This window comes from Flavobacterium aureirubrum (genome assembly GCF_038739835.1).
GTDB classification, from domain to species: Bacteria; Bacteroidota; Bacteroidia; order Flavobacteriales; family Flavobacteriaceae; genus Flavobacterium; species Flavobacterium aureirubrum.
In genome coordinates this window covers 153,702-171,993 of sequence record NZ_JBCGDO010000004.1, presented here as the reverse complement: position 1 = coordinate 171,993, position 18,292 = coordinate 153,702, and the positions used below count along the sequence as shown (strand labels likewise).

17 protein-coding genes are annotated in these 18,292 nt (G+C 33.0%); all 17 read left to right on the top strand.

The features are described 5' to 3' along the window. The 17 genes from WFZ85_RS05265 (at nucleotide 1) to WFZ85_RS05185 (ending at nucleotide 18,288) form a co-directional block, all read left to right on the top strand. On the top strand, nucleotides 1-921 hold the full coding sequence (locus WFZ85_RS05265) for a hypothetical protein (protein WP_342695233.1): 921 nt from the start codon (nucleotides 1-3) through the stop codon (nucleotides 919-921). Then, nucleotides 914-2,014 carry a glycosyltransferase gene (locus WFZ85_RS05260; protein WP_342695232.1) on the top strand — a complete coding sequence of 367 codons (1,101 nt, stop codon included), beginning with the start codon at nucleotides 914-916 and terminating at the stop codon, nucleotides 2,012-2,014. Before WFZ85_RS05265 ends, WFZ85_RS05260 begins: the two co-directional genes overlap by 8 nt. Before the next feature lie 57 nt (nucleotides 2,015-2,071). Continuing rightward, nucleotides 2,072-3,238 carry an EpsG family protein gene (locus WFZ85_RS05255; protein ID WP_342695231.1) on the top strand — a complete coding sequence of 389 codons (1,167 nt, stop codon included), beginning with the start codon at nucleotides 2,072-2,074 and terminating at the stop codon, nucleotides 3,236-3,238. 2 nt (nucleotides 3,239-3,240) lie between these two features. Beyond that, nucleotides 3,241-4,347: a polysaccharide (de)acetylase gene (locus WFZ85_RS05250; protein WP_342695230.1), complete on the top strand. Its 1,107-nt coding sequence runs from the start codon at nucleotides 3,241-3,243 to the stop codon at nucleotides 4,345-4,347. Next, nucleotides 4,344-5,477: a CapA family protein gene (locus WFZ85_RS05245; RefSeq protein ID WP_342695229.1), complete on the top strand. Its 1,134-nt coding sequence runs from the start codon at nucleotides 4,344-4,346 to the stop codon at nucleotides 5,475-5,477. The genes WFZ85_RS05250 and WFZ85_RS05245 overlap by 4 nt, the downstream gene beginning before the upstream one ends. A gap of 167 nt (nucleotides 5,478-5,644) precedes the next feature. After that, nucleotides 5,645-6,034 (top strand): serine O-acetyltransferase, encoded by a 390-nt coding sequence (locus tag WFZ85_RS05240; protein ID WP_342695228.1) that lies wholly within the window; start codon nucleotides 5,645-5,647, stop codon nucleotides 6,032-6,034. A 1-nt stretch (nucleotide 6,035) separates the two neighbouring features. Further along, nucleotides 6,036-7,928 (top strand): asparagine synthase (glutamine-hydrolyzing), encoded by a 1,893-nt coding sequence (gene asnB, locus WFZ85_RS05235; RefSeq protein WP_342695227.1) that lies wholly within the window; start codon nucleotides 6,036-6,038, stop codon nucleotides 7,926-7,928. A 1-nt stretch (nucleotide 7,929) separates the two neighbouring features. Further along, nucleotides 7,930-8,943 (top strand): ATP-grasp domain-containing protein, encoded by a 1,014-nt coding sequence (locus WFZ85_RS05230; protein WP_342695226.1) that lies wholly within the window; start codon nucleotides 7,930-7,932, stop codon nucleotides 8,941-8,943. 11 nt (nucleotides 8,944-8,954) lie between these two features. Beyond that, the gene (locus WFZ85_RS05225; protein WP_342695225.1) at nucleotides 8,955-9,959 is read left to right on the top strand and encodes a glycosyltransferase family 4 protein; all 1,005 of its coding nucleotides are present in this window, start codon (nucleotides 8,955-8,957) and stop codon (nucleotides 9,957-9,959) included. A gap of 9 nt (nucleotides 9,960-9,968) precedes the next feature. After that, the gene (locus WFZ85_RS05220) at nucleotides 9,969-11,084 is read left to right on the top strand and encodes a glycosyltransferase family 4 protein (protein ID WP_342695224.1); all 1,116 of its coding nucleotides are present in this window, start codon (nucleotides 9,969-9,971) and stop codon (nucleotides 11,082-11,084) included. A 99-nt stretch (nucleotides 11,085-11,183) separates the two neighbouring features. Next, nucleotides 11,184-12,101: an NAD-dependent epimerase/dehydratase family protein gene (locus tag WFZ85_RS05215; RefSeq protein ID WP_342695223.1), complete on the top strand. Its 918-nt coding sequence runs from the start codon at nucleotides 11,184-11,186 to the stop codon at nucleotides 12,099-12,101. Then, on the top strand, nucleotides 12,101-13,237 hold the full coding sequence (locus WFZ85_RS05210) for a glycosyltransferase family 4 protein (RefSeq protein ID WP_342695222.1): 1,137 nt from the start codon (nucleotides 12,101-12,103) through the stop codon (nucleotides 13,235-13,237). Before WFZ85_RS05215 ends, WFZ85_RS05210 begins: the two co-directional genes overlap by 1 nt. A 22-nt stretch (nucleotides 13,238-13,259) precedes the next feature. Continuing rightward, nucleotides 13,260-14,312: an NAD-dependent epimerase/dehydratase family protein gene (locus WFZ85_RS05205; RefSeq protein WP_342695221.1), complete on the top strand. Its 1,053-nt coding sequence runs from the start codon at nucleotides 13,260-13,262 to the stop codon at nucleotides 14,310-14,312. Nucleotides 14,313-14,324: 12 nt separating this feature from the next. Then, nucleotides 14,325-15,542: a glycosyltransferase family 4 protein gene (locus WFZ85_RS05200; RefSeq protein WP_342695220.1), complete on the top strand. Its 1,218-nt coding sequence runs from the start codon at nucleotides 14,325-14,327 to the stop codon at nucleotides 15,540-15,542. 12 nt (nucleotides 15,543-15,554) lie between these two features. Beyond that, entirely contained in the window at nucleotides 15,555-16,679 is a 1,125-nt protein-coding gene (locus WFZ85_RS05195) for a hypothetical protein (protein WP_342695219.1), read from the top strand. Between the two features lie 35 nt (nucleotides 16,680-16,714). Next, nucleotides 16,715-17,680: a sugar-transfer associated ATP-grasp domain-containing protein gene (locus WFZ85_RS05190; protein WP_342695218.1), complete on the top strand. Its 966-nt coding sequence runs from the start codon at nucleotides 16,715-16,717 to the stop codon at nucleotides 17,678-17,680. 2 nt (nucleotides 17,681-17,682) lie between these two features. Further along, entirely contained in the window at nucleotides 17,683-18,288 is a 606-nt protein-coding gene (locus WFZ85_RS05185) for a sugar transferase (protein WP_342695217.1), read from the top strand. Nucleotides 18,289-18,292 lie beyond the last annotated feature (4 nt).

The following is an 18,292-nucleotide window of genomic DNA, read 5'->3' as shown; positions in this document are numbered from 1 at the left end:
ATGAAAAAATTCCTGATTAAACTCCTAGTTTTTGGTGTCGTCTTTTTTGCAGCAGATAAGCTATTTTATCCATTAGAAAATATATCGCCAACAAAAGAGGTAGACAAACGTCTAGAGTATCTTTTGCAAGGCAAAATAAATCAGGATATTTTAATTTTTGGTTCATCTCGTGGCGCACGAAACATTATGGCAGAGGAAATAGAGATTAGCACGGGACTATCTGCTTATAATTTATCTTATCCTGGTTCATCGATTGAGTTTCACGAGTTTTTAGTTAGAACGGCATTATCAAATAATAAAAAACCAAAACTTATTATTTTATGTGTCGATAATGCGATGACCTTTCTTCCTGCGCCTGCCTTAAATTTTCGTTTGGATCGACTGTATCCATTGGTCAAATATGATGCAATTGTAGATGAATTAATTTCTCGTGGAGAAAAAAATGAATACTTGTCGCAATTCTTTTATTTACACAAACTCAGTAAATCAAATTTCGATATCCAACAAAAAAAGTTTAATGCTAAAGATACAATTTCTAAACTTGGCTCCATGCCAATAAGTTTTTCTGACTCTAAGGAAAAGTGGAAGATTGATACACTTTCGGTATATGATCAGAAAAGGGAGGAGAAAGTTAAAGTAGTGGCTTTTGAAAAGATTATAGCTATGTGTCAAAAAAATAAAATTCCATTAGTGTTAGTGTCACCTCCATTGTATGATTATCAAAGAGATGACTTTTTTAAAATAGTTCAATCAAGAACACCCAAAAATGTTCATTATTATGTGTTTGACAAATCCAATCCTATTTACACCAACAAAGACTATTTTTTTGATAAAACACATTTAAAACGAAACGGTGCTGAACTATTTTCTAGAGAATTAGGTAAGTTTGTTTTTAAGAAACTAGAATTACAAAATGACTAAAAAAATACTAGTAGTTACCAACGGTTTTTATCCAGAAAATTCACCTCGTTCTTTTCGTGCCACAGAATTGGCTAAAGAATTAGCCCGTAAAGGACATCGGGTCACTGTAATTACTCATCCTAGACCAGGCGTTGCTACCTTTTGTAGTCAAAATGGTATTACATTCAAGAGTTTAGGAAATTTAACTTGGGCATCACCCAAAGTAAAAGGAGTAGGAGTGATTCGCTTGTTCACCCGAATTATCACCCGTTTTAGTCAGTTGCTTTTAGAATATCCAAAAATTCAATTGGTTTTTTTAGTTAAAAAAGCATTGAAAACGGAACGTGGATATGATGCATTGATTTCAGTAGCAGTGCCTTATCCCATTCATTGGGGTGTTGCAAGTATATGGTCAAAAAAAATTGCCAAAGTCTGGATAGCCGATTGTGGAGATCCTTATATGGGTCAAGAAAATGACAGTTTCAAACCACTATTTTATTTCGGTTGGGTCGAAAAATGGTTTTGTAAGAAAGTAGATTATCTGACTGTGCCTACCGAAAATTCAATCGGCGGTTATTATTCTCAATTTCATCCGAAAATAAAAGTAATACCGCAAGGTTTTCGTTTTGAAGATATCCAATTGTATCAAGGTGAAAAAGACAACTCTAAACTAGTTTTTGGATATGCTGGTATGTTTATTCCCGGACGACGTGATCCCTCTGAGTTTTTGCAGTTCTTAAATTCATTATCTTCTGCTATTCCGTTTGAATTTCACATTTACACGACTACGCCACAGTTTGTTCTGCCTTACATCAAGAATACTAGTCGAATTGTTTTAAAGGACTTGGTTCCCCGTGAAAAGCTGCTTTATGAATTATCGAAAATGAATTTTCTTGTGAATTTTGAAAATGTAGGCAACACACAAACACCAAGTAAGTTAATAGATTATTTGATTGTTGATAAACCTGTTTTAAGTATAAAGTATGGTCAGCTAAACGAGGCCGTGGTTGCTGCTTTTCTCAAAAATGATTACACTAGCCAGATGGTTCTTCCTGATAAAAACAACTATAGAATAGAAAATGTGGCAGCAAAGTTCGTTGCCTTAATCCCCTAGATGAAAAACGCATTTTTTTATTTTTTAGTTTTTCCCTTTTTCGGCTTGATACAAGCAATGAAAAATTACAAGCTACCTTGGGCTAAAAATATGGTGTGGTTGTTTGTGGTGTTTTATGGTTACACCATGTTTCGGCCAATGGGAATGGACAGTTACCGCTATGTGTTAAAATTAAAAGAGTTAACAGAAAGTCCACGAAGTTGGGACTCTTTCCTTTCCACTTTTTTTTCGGTAGATATTGACGGCAATGTCACTTTTGATATCTATCAACCGTTGATTACCAATTTTGTCTCACTTTTTACTGACAACGGGAATGTATTATTTGCCTTTTTTGGACTGGTTTATGGTTATTTTTATTCAAGGAATATTTGGTTAATACTCTCCGAAGTTAAAACAGCTACTTTACCTAAAGCTTTTTGGGCGTTATTTTTTTCTTTTGTTTCCATTATTGGATTTTGGGAACTCAACGGCGTTCGAATGTGGACGGCTGCGCATGTCTTATTTTATGGCGTTTATATCTTATTAATTAAAGAAAACAAAAGAGGCTTTATCTATATTTTACTGACACCGCTTATCCATTTTTCATTTGCTTTGCCAGTTGGACTATTTTTTGTTTATTATTTGGTCAAGTTACCTCATCGTATTTTCTATTATTTGTATGTGGCGAGTTTTTTTGTTAGTTCACTTAATGTAAGTACAGTAGGTGTTTTTCTTGAAAGTGTTCTTCCAGAAGTTTTACTCCCTAAAGCCAAGAGTTACACGGGAGAAGAGTTTTTAGAGGGATATGCTGTACAAAAAGAAGCGACCAACTGGTATGTACAATACTTTAGAGCCGTACTTAATTATTCTGTATTCTTTTTGTTCACTGTAATCCATTTTGGAAAACTCAGAACGTATCTGGAGAATAAGTATTTTGTCAATTTTATGAATTTTTCATTACTTTTTTTAGCTGTCGGAAATCTCTTGTCGTCGCTACCTTCTGGAGGTCGTTATTTACTAATTGCACAAATGTTTGGGTTAGCTGTTTTGTTGCTTTTTTATATTCAATATTCGTCTAGTTCTTTTCAAAAAGCTGTTTATTTTTGCAGTCCATTATTACTATTTTACATTATAGTGTGTCTTCGAAAAGCTTTTGATACTATATCTTTAATGAGCTTACTCACCAATCCGATTTTGTCTACCATAATCGATACACCTGTACCACTAATTGATTTAATTAAATAATTTTGAAAGACCAATTAACGATACTTAAATCTTACCTTAGTGCCGCTCGTGTCAATGCCAAGGGATTGTCTGTGAAACAAAAACTTGTTATCATAGAGTCCGATGATTGGGGCGCAATTCGTACACCTTCAAAGGAAATACTTGCGTATTTTGAAAAAAACAGCATCGATGTTTCCAAAAGTATTTACAAAAATGATGCTTTAGAATCGCAAACTGATTTAGAAATGCTTTTTAGTGTGCTTCAAAAGTATAAAGGTGGCGATGGTCAATCAGCCAAGTTTACGGCGAATGCTATCATGGCTAATCCTGATTTTAAGAAAATTAAAGAAAACGATTTTCAAAACTACTTTTGGGAACCGTTTTATACCACTTTTCAGCATTATCCTGAACATCAAAATAATTTATCTCTATGGAAAAAAGGAATGGATTTGGGTGTTTTTCAACCTCAATTTCATGGTAGAGAACATGTAAACATTATTCGTTGGATGAGTGCATTACGAGGAAATTCAGGACGTGTTAGAGAATTATTTGACTTTGGAACGACATTCTCTGGTGCTGGCGATTATAGTTTCATGGAGTCTTTTGATTGGGATGTTCCATCAGATATTGAAAAACATAAACAAATCATTAGTGAAGGATTACATATTTTTGAAGATACATTTGGGTTCAAATCAAAAACCTTCATTGCGCCATGTTATAACTGGGATTCTAGATTAGAACCTTTTTTAGCATCGATGGGAATACATTGGATACAAGGTTTGCGTCCTCAATTGCAACCCACAGGAAGTTTTGGAAACTATACGCCCATTCGTCATTGTTTTGGACAGGAAAACAATGGATTGCAATACAACATTAGAAACTGTTTTTTTGAACCTAGTATGTTACCCAGCAAAAATTGGGTAGACAGTTGCTTGGCTCAAATTCAAACCGCTTTTTTGTTATCTAAACCAGCAGTAATTTGTTCTCATCGAATTAATTTTATTGGTTTTATCAACGAAAAAAACAGAGAACGAGGGTTGAGAGACCTTGATAGTTTATTAAAAAAAATTATAAAAAAATGGCCCGATGTCATTTTTATTTCTACAGATCAATTAGATAGCTACGTATGATTAAAATAGGATTTACAGGCGATTTTTGTCCTTGGCTTCGTGTAGAACAGCAGTTTAAAGCCAATAATTGGAAACCTTTATTTGAATCGGTTCAGCCTTTTTTTACTCAAAATGATTTGAATATTCTTGATTTAGAATGTCCTTTAACCACGGCTAATGCTCCTATAGAAAAAACGGGTCCACATATTAAAGCAGCGCCAGAAACCGCTGAGATTCTACATCATTTGAATTGTAAAGTAGTTGCAACTGCTAATAATCATTTTAAAGATTACGGTTGGCAAGGTATGAAAGAAACCTACGATACCTTGAGTAAACACGGTATAAAATGGTTAGGTAGTGGCCAAAATTTTGAGGAAGCCTCAAAAATTTTTTATTGGCAAAAAGATGATTTAAACTTTGCTTTTATCAATGTAGCCGAAAATGAATGGAGTACAACCGATGACTCGTCGCCAGGTTGTCATTCCATGGATTTAGTTACTGTTTTTAATCAAATTCAAGAAGCAAAAAAGCAAGCTGATTTTGTTATTATTATTGCCCACGGCGGACACGAGCACTATGAATTGCCTAGTCCGAGGATGAAAAAATGGTATCGCTTTTTTGTCGATGCAGGAGCTACTGCTGTTATTGGTCACCATACTCATATTTTTTCAGGGTATGAAGTTTATAAAAATTCACCCATTTTTTACAGTTTAGGGAATTTTTGTTTTGATTGGAATGGCTTGCAAAATTTGCCTTGGAATAAAGGGATGATGGTAAGTTTACATTTTGAAAAAAATAAACCAGTTGCTTTTGATATTGCATATTTTACCCAAAATAATGCTAAATTGGGTTTGTATTTGTTGTTGAAAGAGGATAAAGAAATAGTCCAAAAAAAGGTAGAAGAGATAAACGCTATTATTCAAGATGATTTTTTATTAGAAAAAAAATTTAATGACTATATCGAAACTTGGAAACCCGTAATGAATACTTGGCTGCAACCTTATCGTGGCAATTATTTACCAGGATTATATAAAAAAGGATTATTACCGTCGCTACTTTCTAAAAGTAAAATTTTATTATATTCTAATTTGATGCGTTGCGAAGCACATCGCGATATTTTATTGGGTACACTAAAAAACAAAAAAAAATAATGTTTTTAGATTATATAAATCACGATTGCTACCGAGTCATTGGAAAAAAAATATCAATTCTTAATTTTTTCAAAGCCTACAGAAATCAAGGATTTCGATATTTATTCTTTTTAAGAGTTAGTTTTTTTTATAAAAAAAATCCCTTGTTGTATTTCATTTCTCGGATAATGATGCGTCATTATTCCTATAAATTTGGATTTCAGATACCTTCCAATACAATCATTGGAAAAGGTCTTTATTTTAGTCATTTTGGGACTGTAGTTATCAATGAAAACGCTATAATTGGTCAAAATTGTAATATAAATCATAATGTAACCATAGGCAGACAAAATAGAGGAGCGAAAAAAGGTTCACCTACTATTGGCAATTGTGTTTGGTTTGGAACTGGTAGTGTTGTTGTGGGAAAAATTTCTATAGGAAATAATGTTTTAATAGCCCCAAACTCCTATGTAAATTTTGATGTTCCATCAAATTCTATCGTGGTAGGAAATCCAGCAAAAATCATTGAAAATAAAAACGCTACCGAAGGATATATTAATCAACAACTTTTACAATAATATGTGCGGATTTACAGGATATCTTACTCTTGCTACCACTTTTGACACAACCACTAGCGTTATAAGAGATATGATTGCTATTCAAAAACATCGTGGACCAGATGATTCGGGAATTGTTGGAATAAACACAAGTAGTCAAGAGTATGAAGAAGTACATGCAAATGGAAGTGAAAATTTCACTTTACCTAAAAATTTGATTTTTGGATTTAACAGGTTAAGCATTTTAGATTTATCACCCAATGGTCATCAGCCGATGATTTCTCCCGACAAAAAAATAGTATTAATGATGAACGGTGAGGTGTATAATGCTTTTGATTTCAAGGATGAGTTATTGCAAAAAGGTCATTCGTTTAAAAGCACTTCTGATACTGAGATAGTACTGCATTTGTACATGGAGTATGGTATGGAAAAAATGATTAAAATGCTCAATGGGATGTTTGCCATTGCTATTTATGATTTTGAATTAGACACATTATTTCTCGCTCGTGATCGATTTGGAATAAAACCTTTATATATTCTAAAAGAAGATAATCGAATTGCTTTTGCCTCAGAAATGAAGAGTTTTAAGCCGTTACCTAATTTTAGATTTGAACCCGATTTTAGTCGAATTGACGAATTTCTGCTATTCAGAAATCTAATCAACACTACTTTATTTAAAAACATAAGCAATTGTACACCAGGAACTTTCTTATCTATTAAAGGAGGAACTATTGAGACCACTGTTTTCTACGATATTAATAACGAAGGAAGTAGTACTATTTTAGCTAAAGACTCGCAAGAAATGTTAGCCCAAGCACTTCAGAAAAGTGTCAATTCACAAATGATTAGCGACGTGAAATTGGGTTGTCAATTATCTGGAGGAGTTGACTCTTCGCTTGTAACCTATTTTGCAGCTGAAAAAGTAGGTAAAGGAAATTTAGAAACTGTTTCGATTACTTTTAACGATCCTAAGTTTTCAGAGGAAAAATATATCAATTATGTAGCCGAAAAATTATCACTCAAAGCTCATAAATATGAAATGGATGCTCAATACTATTTTGAAGTTTTAGAAAAAGCCATTTGGCACTTTGAACATCCTTTGAATCATCCTAATACCATTGGCATCTATCTTTTAAGTCAGCAAGCAAAGAAACACGTTACTGTGTTATTAAGCGGTGAAGGTGCTGACGAGTCGTTAGCTGGATATAGTCGTTTTATAAGAGCAAAGGAAAATAAAATTTTCAGTAAATTATTCTTCAGTGGTTTAAAAAAAAATAAACGGTCTATAGTTGATTATTTGATTTATGCTTTTAATCCAGATAAAAAAATGATCATGGAAACCGCTTTTGGAAGTATAGACACCTCAAAATCTTTAAAACCCGATTTCAATCTTGCCAATGCTATTAAGGAAAGAATCAAAACTATAAAGCGATTGAGCGGTGACACTAATTTGCGCCAACGCAAATATGAATTGTTAACCTATCTTCCTGATTTATTGATGCGACAAGACAAAATGTCGATGGCACATTCTATAGAAAACCGTGTTCCTTTTCTAGATAACGAAATGGTATCTATGTCATTAACCATTCCTTCTGATGCTTTATTAGCACCATTTAAAAATAAAATGCAGGCAAAAAAAGTACTTAAAAACATTTGTGCCACTAAGTTTGGAGACGATTTTGCATTTAGAAACAAACAAGGATTTGGAATTCCATTGCGAGAATTTATGACTACCAAAGTATTTCAAGAAAAATGGGAACGCACTATTGAACCTGGCTTACGAAAAAGAGATTTATTTGAATTGAATGAACTTTCGGTTGCAGTAAAAAACATAAAAAAAGCCTCGCCTGAACAATTAGATACCATTTGGTTGTTATTAGGGTTTGAAACTTGGGCGCAACAGTATTTAGATTAAGATGATAGCAATACATAATGAAAAAAGGACAACATCTTTTCAATATCGTTGGATAGATTATTGTGAAAAAAATAAAATAGTTTACAAATTAGTTGATGTTTATGCTACTGATATTATTCAACAATTAGAGGGTTGTTCTTGCTTAATGTGGCATTTTTATCAAGCAGATGCCAAAGATTTTGTGATGGCAAAACCATTACTTTTTTCATTAGAACAAAGTGGTTTCAAGGTTTTTCCAAATTTTAATACGGCTTGGCATTTTGATGATAAAGTAGGTCAAAAATACCTTTTAGAAGCACTCAACATTGCTCTTGTTCCGACGTGGGTTTTTTATGATGCCAATTCGGCACTACAATGGGTTGATCAAACTAAATTTCCAAAAGTGTTTAAACTTCGTGGTGGCGCAGGTTCACAAAACGTGCAATTAGTTCACACACCATCTCAGGCAAAAAAATTGGTACGAAAAGCTTTTGGTAGCGGTTTCTCGCCTTATGAAAGTGTTGGCGGATTGAAAGAAAGGATAAGACGTTGGCGATTGGGTAAAACTCATTTTAAAGATGTTGTAAAAGGTATCGTTCGGCTTTTTATTCCACCGCGCTATGCTCAAGTTATGGGAAATGAAATGGAATATATTTATTTCCAAGAGTTCATTCCCAATAATGACTCTGATACAAGGATTATTGTTATCGACGGAAAAGCCTTTGCCTTAAAACGCATGGTCCGACAAAATGATTTCAGAGCTTCAGGAAGTGGCCATTTCAGATATGAAAGAGAAGAGTTTGATGAACGATGTGTTCGACTTTCTTTTGATTATACTAAAAAATTAAATGCTCAATGTGTTGCTTATGATTATATTTTTGATGAAAACAATACGCCGCTGCTTGTAGAAATAAGCTACGGTTTTGCCAACAAAGTTTATAATCCTTGCACAGGGTTTTGGGATGAGGAATTAAATTGGCATGAAGGTTCCTTCAATCCCTATGGTTGGATGGTTGAATTAATGTTAAAATCATAAAGTTTACTACAATGATTGTATGTTTTCCACATAAACCAGGAAAAGGCGGACCAGGAAGTTTTCAAACTCGTTTTGAAAAAGCATTGCTAAAAAGAGATATAGCAATTTGCTATGCCGCTACAAGTGTCAAAAAACCTGATGTACTTTTTATCGTTGGTGGAACAAAAAAAATAGGTTGGCTTTTACAAATGAAGATAAAAGGAGTTCCCATTATTTATCGATTGGATGGCATAAACTGGCTGCATAAAATGAAGTCTTATGGTGTGAAAAAATACCTCGTTGATGAATACAGAAATATAAATAGTAAATTAATTCATGCATTTATTGCGAACTCCATCATATATCAAAGTGAATTTGTAAAAAACTGGTGGAATAGCGCTGGACTAAGAAAAGTTACTCAATTCAATTGCATACATAATGGTGTTGATTTAAACGAGTTTAATGCCGAAAATCAATTACCTGAAAGTAGCCATAGAGTAGTAATTCTTGAAGGAACTATAGATTATACGCCTTATGCTATAGATTTAATAAATAAGGTAGCATTTTCTTTGCCAAATAACTTTACTATCGACCTATATGGTAGTTTTGAAAATCTTAAAAACAAACAAAAAATAGATAAAAAGATAAACTATCATGGTTCAATACCTAGAGAAAATGTACCATCAGCTTTAAAAAACGCTATTTATTTGTCATTAGATATCAATGCCGCCTGTCCAAACACCGTTGCCGAAGCCTTAGCATCAGGTTCACCAGTTGTAGGTTTTGACACTGGTGCATTAAAGGAATTAGTTACAAACGATTCTGGAATAATTGTAGATTATGGTGGAAATCCATGGAAATTAGACACTCCAGATTACCAAGGATTAATAGATGCAGTAATTAAGATATCAACTAATTACAATTTTTATGCAGCCAATGCCCGAAAACTTGCGGTGGAACGCTACAACATAGATACTATTGTAAATCAATATATCAACATAATTTTAGAAGAAATTAAAAAGAAAAAAAGAAATTAGTAACCGCACATGATGTCTTCTACTACCTGTTTTATTCTCAATTATGCACCACATTATCGGAAAACAATTTTTGAGCGATTGACTAAAGAGGCAAGTTGTGCTATTTATTGTGGTAACAAAATTAGAGTTGATATCAAAAAAATTGATTTTGACGTTATTGATTTTTCAATTAAAGAGTTACAAACAATTTGGTTTTTCAATCGAATTGCGTGGATGAAAGGACAAATAGGTTTATTGTTTTCAAAAAAATATTCTACTTATGTGTTAACAGGTCAACCCTTCTTTCTTAGTGATACTATTTTTATTTTACTTAGTTTGTTTACCAAAAAAAAGGTACTTATCTGGAATCATGGACCCAATGGTAGAGAAACTTTTTTAAAAAAATTATACTATAAAGTTTTTTTCTCTACGCTTGATGGTGCTTTTATCTATTCTGATTGGTCAAAAAAAATACTACTTCAAAATTATACTATAAATCCAAACAGTTTGCACGTTATCTATAATTCACTCGATTATGAAAATCATGTAGCGATGAGGTCAGAAGCAGTAGACAGTGATTACTACCAGAAAAAAAAGTTTTTTAAAAACAGTTCATTACCCATTCTAATTTTCATTGGACGATTGACAAAAATTAAACGAATTGATTTGGTAATAGAAACGGTAAAACAACTCAACAATCAGGGTTTACATTTAAACTTAATGATTATTGGCGATGGACCTGAACGTAATGCACTTATGGAAAAAGCTAATGATAACAATTCGTTTATTCATTTTTATGGAAGCTGTTATGACGAACTTGAAAATGCAAAATTACTTGCCAACGCCGATTTGTGTGTTTCTCCGGGAAATGTTGGACTAACAGGAATTCATGCCATGAGTTTTGGCACACCTGTTTGTACTCATGATGATTTTACCAATCAAATGCCCGAAGTAGGTGCTGTTGAGGAGTCAAAAACAGGAACTTTTTACAGTTTGAAAGAGAATAATTTAGGTCAAGTGATTACAAATTGGTTTACCAATGTAAAGGATAGAAAAGAAATTAGAAATCATTGTTATCAAAAAATTGATACCTTTTATAATCCCAACTATCAAATAAAAGTATTTAAAGAAGTTTTAAATAAGTAATAATAATTGCTTACTACTTTGAAGTAAGGTCTTTGATTTAAATTATATTTGCAACCCATTGAAAAATTTTAGTTTCTCAAAAAAAAACACTTAAAATAAATGAAAATAATAGTTACTGGAGGTGCTGGATTTATTGGTTCTGCTGTGGTGCCAAAACTGCAACAAGAGGGATACGAAGTATTTGTATATGATAATTTGAGTTTTGGAAATAGAACTTTTATTTCAGTTGACGATGATCACTTTATTCTAGGTGATATTAGAGATGCTAAAAAAGTTGATGAAACCATTGCTACTATAAATCCCGATGTTATTATTCATTTGGCAGCCATTCATTTTATTCCTTATTGCAACGAACACCCTTTTGAAGCGTCTGATATCAACATCAGAGGAACAATGAATATTTTAGATTCTGCTAAAAAAGTTAGTAATTTAACCAAAGTGTTTTTTGCCTCGACTGCAGCGGTTTATCCCATTTCTGATAACGCTGTTTCAGAAACTGATGAGCTTAGACCTTTAGATATATATGGACTAAGTAAATTAGCTGGCGAACAACTTATGGAGAAATTTTATCTCGAAACAAAAATCGATACGATTTGTTGCCGATTTTTTAATGCTTTTGGACCTAATGAAACCAATCCGCATTTAATTCCAGAAATTGAAAGACAATTGCGTGAAGGACATCGTACTATAGCTCTAGGAAATTTAACACCTAAGCGCGATTTTATTCACACGCATGACATGGCAAACGCCGTTTCGGCTATAATTAATTTAAAAAACACAGGTTATGATACCTTTAACCTTGGAAGAGGAATAGAATATGCCGTAACCGAAATTGTAGACACTTTTGAAACATTGCTTAACGAAAAAATAACTATAAATATCGATCCTAACCGAACTAGAAAAGTCGAACGGATGCACTTGTTAGCCAATGTGAGTAAACTCAAACAAAAAACAGGTTGGGAACCTAAATGGACCATTACAGAAGGAATAAAAGACTTAATCACTAATTGGAATTAATGGAAAGGCAAAGGAAACGAATAGGTATACTTTATCATTTTAGTCCAAAATGGATGGGTGGCGTTATTTATATTTTGAATATCGTCAAAGTGCTAAATTTTCTAAAAGATGAGGACAAACCCGAACTATTTCTTTTTTACAATTCCAATTTACAACGCTTTGTAGATGAATTGGATTATCCCTATTTGCATAAAATAGAAAGACCTTATCCTTCCGTTTACTCCACTTTCATCAAGTCGTTTTTATTGCAAAAAAATCTTTTTGTAGCTAATTTAATTTCAGAATATAAACTCAATACCATTTTCCCCTTACACGATTATCCTGTACAATCGAAAACAAACTGTAAACTGATATCTTGGTTTGCTGATTTACAACATTTACATTATCCTTCTTTTTTTTCTTATATAAAACGGTTCGAACGCTATTTAAGAGTGCAATTTATTTTAAGAAACACTAAGGATTTGGTAGTTTCTAGTTATGATGTAAAAAGTGATTTTTATCGGTTTTTTGACATACCAAATCATGTTAAGTTTCACGTATATCATTTTGTTTCCATAGTGGATAAGTTTCCTACTTATACAAAAGAACAAGTGTGTAAAGAATTCAATTTACCCGATAATTATTTTGTTATCAGTAATCAATTCCACAAACACAAAAATCATAAAGTAGCTTTCAAAGCTATTGCAAAATTAAAAAAACAAGGTCAAATAATTCACTTAGTACTAACAGGGAAATTACCAGAAGACTCAGGCTCGCAGTACATCAATGAATTAAAGAAAATTTTGGATGAAAACGAACTTCACAATCAAGTCACTTTTTTAGGGGTTATTCCAAGAGATATGCAATTGTCGGTAATGCGTCATGCTGATGCTATTTTACAGCCGAGTCTTTTTGAAGGATGGAGTACTGTTATTGAAGATGCTATTTCGTTGCAAAAACCTGTAATTTGTGCTAATTTATCGGTCAATGTGGAACAATTAAAAGAAAAAGGGACTTATTTCTCTGCTCACAATGCAACAGAACTAAGCGAAATATTAATAAGCAAAGATTTTTCAGCCATACCATCACCCATTTATGAAAGCTACGAGGAGCGAGTAACCAATGCAGCTCATGTTTTGTTGAAAATACTAACATAAAAAAACACACTTAAATAACTATATGAAAAAACTACTAGTAACAGGTTCATCAGGATTAATTGGCTCAGAAGTGTGCATACATTTTGCCCAATTGGGTTGGGAAATTCACGGAGTTGATAACAATCAGCGTGCGGTATTTTTTGGACCCAGTGGTGATACGCGATGGAATCAAAGTAGATTAGCATCAAAAATAAAAAACTTTGTACATCACGAAGTAGATATTAGAGACCGTCAAGGAATTATAGATTTAATTCAAAACGTTCAACCTGATGCTATAGTTCATACGGCAGCACAACCCAGCCACGACAGAGCAGCAGCCATTCCTTTTGAAGATTTTGATACTAATGCTGTTGGCACTTTTAATTTATTAGAAGCAACGCGTCGTTATCGAACAGATATTCCTTTTGTTCACATGTCAACAAACAAAGTGTATGGCGATGCACCCAATGAAATAGCAATGCAAGAACTAGAAACACGATGGGATTATGCAGATGCTACTTACGCGCATGGTATTCCAGAATCATTTAGAATTGATCAATGCAAACACTCTTTATTTGGTGCTTCAAAAGTTTCAGCTGATATATCGGTTCAAGAATACGGACGCTATTTTACTATGCCAAGTTGTGTATTGCGTGGTGGCTGTCTTACTGGTCCAAGTCATAGTGGAGTAGAATTACATGGTTTTTTAAGTTATTTAGTGAAATGTAATTTAGAGGAAAAAGAATATACTGTTTTTGGTTACAAAGGAAAACAAGTACGCGATAATATTCATTCTTATGATGTTGCTCGCTTTATTGAAGAGTTTATAAAAGCGCCACGAGTTGCTGAAGTTTACAATCTTGGCGGTGGAAAGGACAACACTTGTTCAATTTTGGAAGCCTTCGATATTATTTCTAAAATTAGTGGAAAACCAATGAAGTACAAATATGATGAGACCAATAGAATAGGTGATCATATTTGTTACTACAGCGATTTAAGAAAAATGAAAGAGCATTACCCAGATTGGGATATCACTAAATCACTGCAAACCACTTTTGAAGAAATTTATGACGCTTGGATACAAAGAGAAAATTAGAAATACAATGGCATGAATATTTGGTTAGTTTCTATATTTGAAAACACACCACTTGACGACAATCTAAACACGCGCTACAATAGTATTGCTAAAGAAGCTAGTAACCGTAATCACCAAGTTACATTCTGGTCTTCTACCTTTAGACATAATGTTAAAAAGCAGCGCATTCTCGCCAATAACGAAGTACTCATTAGTGAAAATATAAAAGTCAAATTTGTTGAAGCGAAGTCTTATTCAAACAATATTTCTTTTTCAAGAATGCTTTCCCATTTTAACTTGGGAAAAAAAATGATAAAAGCTTTTAACAATCAGCCTGAATTACCAGACGTTATTGTTATAGCATTTCCCCCAATTTCTACAGCTTTTGAAGTGGTTCAATGGGCAAAAAAGAAATCAATTCCAGCAATTATTGATATCATCGATCCTTGGCCGGATGTTTTTATTCAACACATGGCAGGAATAAAAAGAAGTATTGTTCATCTTGGTGTAACCCCATTACAAAGAAAAACAGCTATTGCATTCAGAAATTCTTCTGCTGTAATGGCCATTTCAAAACAGTATATCGATTGGGCAAAAAAATATACTACAGAACAAAAGAAATCGGCTTATTTTTATCCAGCAGTTCAATTTGAAGAGATAAAAAAGCAGCTAGAAGTTGCCAAAACAAAAAGAACAAAACAAAACGACATTCTAACAGTAATTTATGCGGGAAGTCTTGGTTTTTCTTATGATTTACCTACGATTTTGAAAGCAGCTGAAATACTTGAAAAAAAACAGCCTCAAATTCAATTTATAATTGCTGGTGATGGACCACAAAAAACAATTATAGAAGATTATCAATCCACACATAGCAATCTAAAATATCTTGGACGACTTTCAAAAGAAAAGTTAATGGAGGAATACTATGTTTCAGATATTGGTTTAACACAACATATAAAAGGAGCCACACAATCAGTTACTTATAAGTTGTTTGATTTGTTAGCTTGTGGTTTACCCATAATGAACTCCTTAGAAAGCGAAATGAAATCAATAATAGTAGACCATAAAGTTGGTTTTCACAATAATCCCAGCGATTTTGAACAATTGGCTAAAAATATCCTTAGATGTTATGAAGACAAAGCACTTTTAAGTGCAATGAAAGTCAATGCGCTTCAACTTACCGCTGAACAAGGTGACAGCAAAACGGTGTATGAAAATGCGTTACATTTTATTGAAGCACAAGTAGTCTAAATGATAAAAAAGTTGTTACAAATTATTTTTCAAAATCTTAAAAACAGCATTGGTTGGAAAACCAAAAGAAAAATAATTGTTTTTTCTGTTGATGATTATGGCAATGTTCGATTAAATTCTAAATCCTCAAGAACCAATATGGATAAAGCGGGAATGAAGGTGTATTCGCGTTTTGATGCCTTAGATACTTTAGAAACTAAGCAAGATTTAGAACAATTGTACCAAGTTTTAGATTCTGTAAAAGACGCAACCGGAAGGAATGCCGTATTTACTCCTTTTGCTTTGCCTTGTAACATCAATTTTGAAAAAGTAGCTGACAATGGTTTTCAAAAATATGAATATGAGTTATTACCCGAAACCTATTCAAAATTAGCCAAAGAACAACCAGAAGCTTATCTTGGTGCATGGGAAAAATGGCAAGAAGGTATTCAAAAAGGATTTTTAAAACCGCAATTTCATGGAAGGGAACACCTCAATTTAGCTATTTTTCAAGATAAATTAAAAAATGAAGACCAGCAGTTGCTGACTGCTTTACAAAACAAGTCGTATACTAGTATTTCAGATGACAAGTATCCCACGATGTCAAGTTTTGCCGCTTTTGATTTTTGGGAAGTTTCCGAAAATGAAAATTTAAAACCAATACTCATAGATGGTTTGACCCAGTTTGAAAAAGTTTTTGGATACCAAAGCAATTATTTTACACCACCTGGTTTTAGTATTCATCAGTCATTGTTTGCTACTTTAAAAGAAAATGGTATTGACTATATAGATTTAGCACTACTTAGAAAAGAACATCAAGGCGAAAACCGATTTAAAAAGTCATTTAATTATACAGGAAAATCAACCAAAGAAAAACTTACTATCATGGTTCGAAATGTGGTTTTTGAACCTACTGAAGACAGAGGAATTGATTGGGTGTCGTTTACCATGAAACAAATAGAAACGGCTTTTCGATGGGATAAACCTGCCATAATTAGCTCCCATCGTGTCAATTTTTGTGGTCATATTGAAGAAAGTAATAGAGAAAAAGGATTAAAAACATTACAAGAACTTCTTGAAGCTATTGTAAAAAAATGGCCAGATGTTGAGTTTATGTCTGCCGATGAATTAGGAACCTACATAACCAAAACTTCATGAAACGATTTCTATATCTAGCATATTATCTAAAACAAATGGATTGGAAAAAACTAGATTTGTTTCTAGACTATACAACCCAAAAAACTAGTCGTAACAAAATCAGTATTCTTTTTGAAGCCATTTTATCTGTTTTTAAATATAATATTTCTATTTTAGAATTTTTTCAATTTCGATTTTTTGAACAGTCACACTTGGATCGAAGCACGTGGGCAGGAACAGGATATATGTTTGAATATCAACTAAAAATGAACCCCAAAAGCGAAAGAACCATTTTAGACGACAAAACAAAGTTTTATAAAAAATACGGAAATTATTTTGTACACACTGTTGCCGATATTGAAGCACTCAAAAAAAACAACGATTTAGCCCAAAAATTAATCGATAACTCATCTGGAAAAATTGTTTTTAAAGTTGCCGATGGTAAATGTGGTATCGATGTTCAAATAGAAAATACTGAAAAGTTTATGCCCACAACTATGGTAGCGTTCATGGAAAAAAATTCGTTCGATTTAGTGGAAGAATTTATAACACAACATCCCGAATTAAGTAAGCTATCATCATCTGCCGTAAATACGGTTCGTATCTTTACCCAATTGGATAAAAACAATAAAGTTGACCTTTTAGGTTGTCGACTAAGAATATCGGTTAATTCTTCGGTAGATAATATGGCTGCAGGAAATATGGCTGCGGTTATTGATGAAACTACCGGAATTGTAACTGGAAAAGGTGTATATAGCGATATAACAAAACCAGATGAAGAAGTGCATCCTGTTACCGGAGTTGCTATAGTAGGGTTTCAAATTCCTTTTTGGAAGGAAACACTAGAAATGGTGAAAAAAGCTGCGTTACAATATCCACAAAATCGTTCTATTGGTTGGGATATAGTCATTACAGAAAATGGTCCCGGATTTATCGAAGGCAATCACGATTGGTGTAAATTATTATGGCAATTGCCAGCAAAAAAAGGATTAAAAGAACTGTTAAAACCTCATTTAAGTTAGTTATGTATCAATTGATTTTTAAGAGATTATTTGATATTTTAATTGCTATGGTTGTTTTACTTCTTGCGTTTCCTTTACTTTTACTTGCAGCACTCATTTTAATGTATCAAAATAAAGGAAAGGTATTTTTTTTTCAAGAACGACCTGGTTTGCATCAAAAAGCGTTTCGTATCATTAAATTTAAAACGATGACTGATGAAAAAGACAGTCAAGGAAAGCTTTTGCCCGATAATCAACGAATTACAAAAGCTGGAAAAATCATAAGGAAACTATCCATAGATGAATTACCTCAATTGATAAACGTTTTGAATGGCGACATGAGTTTAGTTGGACCAAGACCACTTTTGTTCAAATATATACCTTTGTATTCTGAAAATCAGTTGCGACGTCACAATGTTCGACCAGGAATAACTGGTTGGGCACAAGTAAACGGAAGAAATTCAATAAGTTGGACAAAAAAGTTTGAGTTAGATGTTTTTTATGTTGAAAATTTATCTTTTCTATTTGATATAAAAATACTTTGGAAAACTTTTATAAAAGTAGTAAAAACAGAAGGTGTCAATCAAAGTGATGCTCGACCCATGCAACCTTTTGATGGAACCAATTAAATTA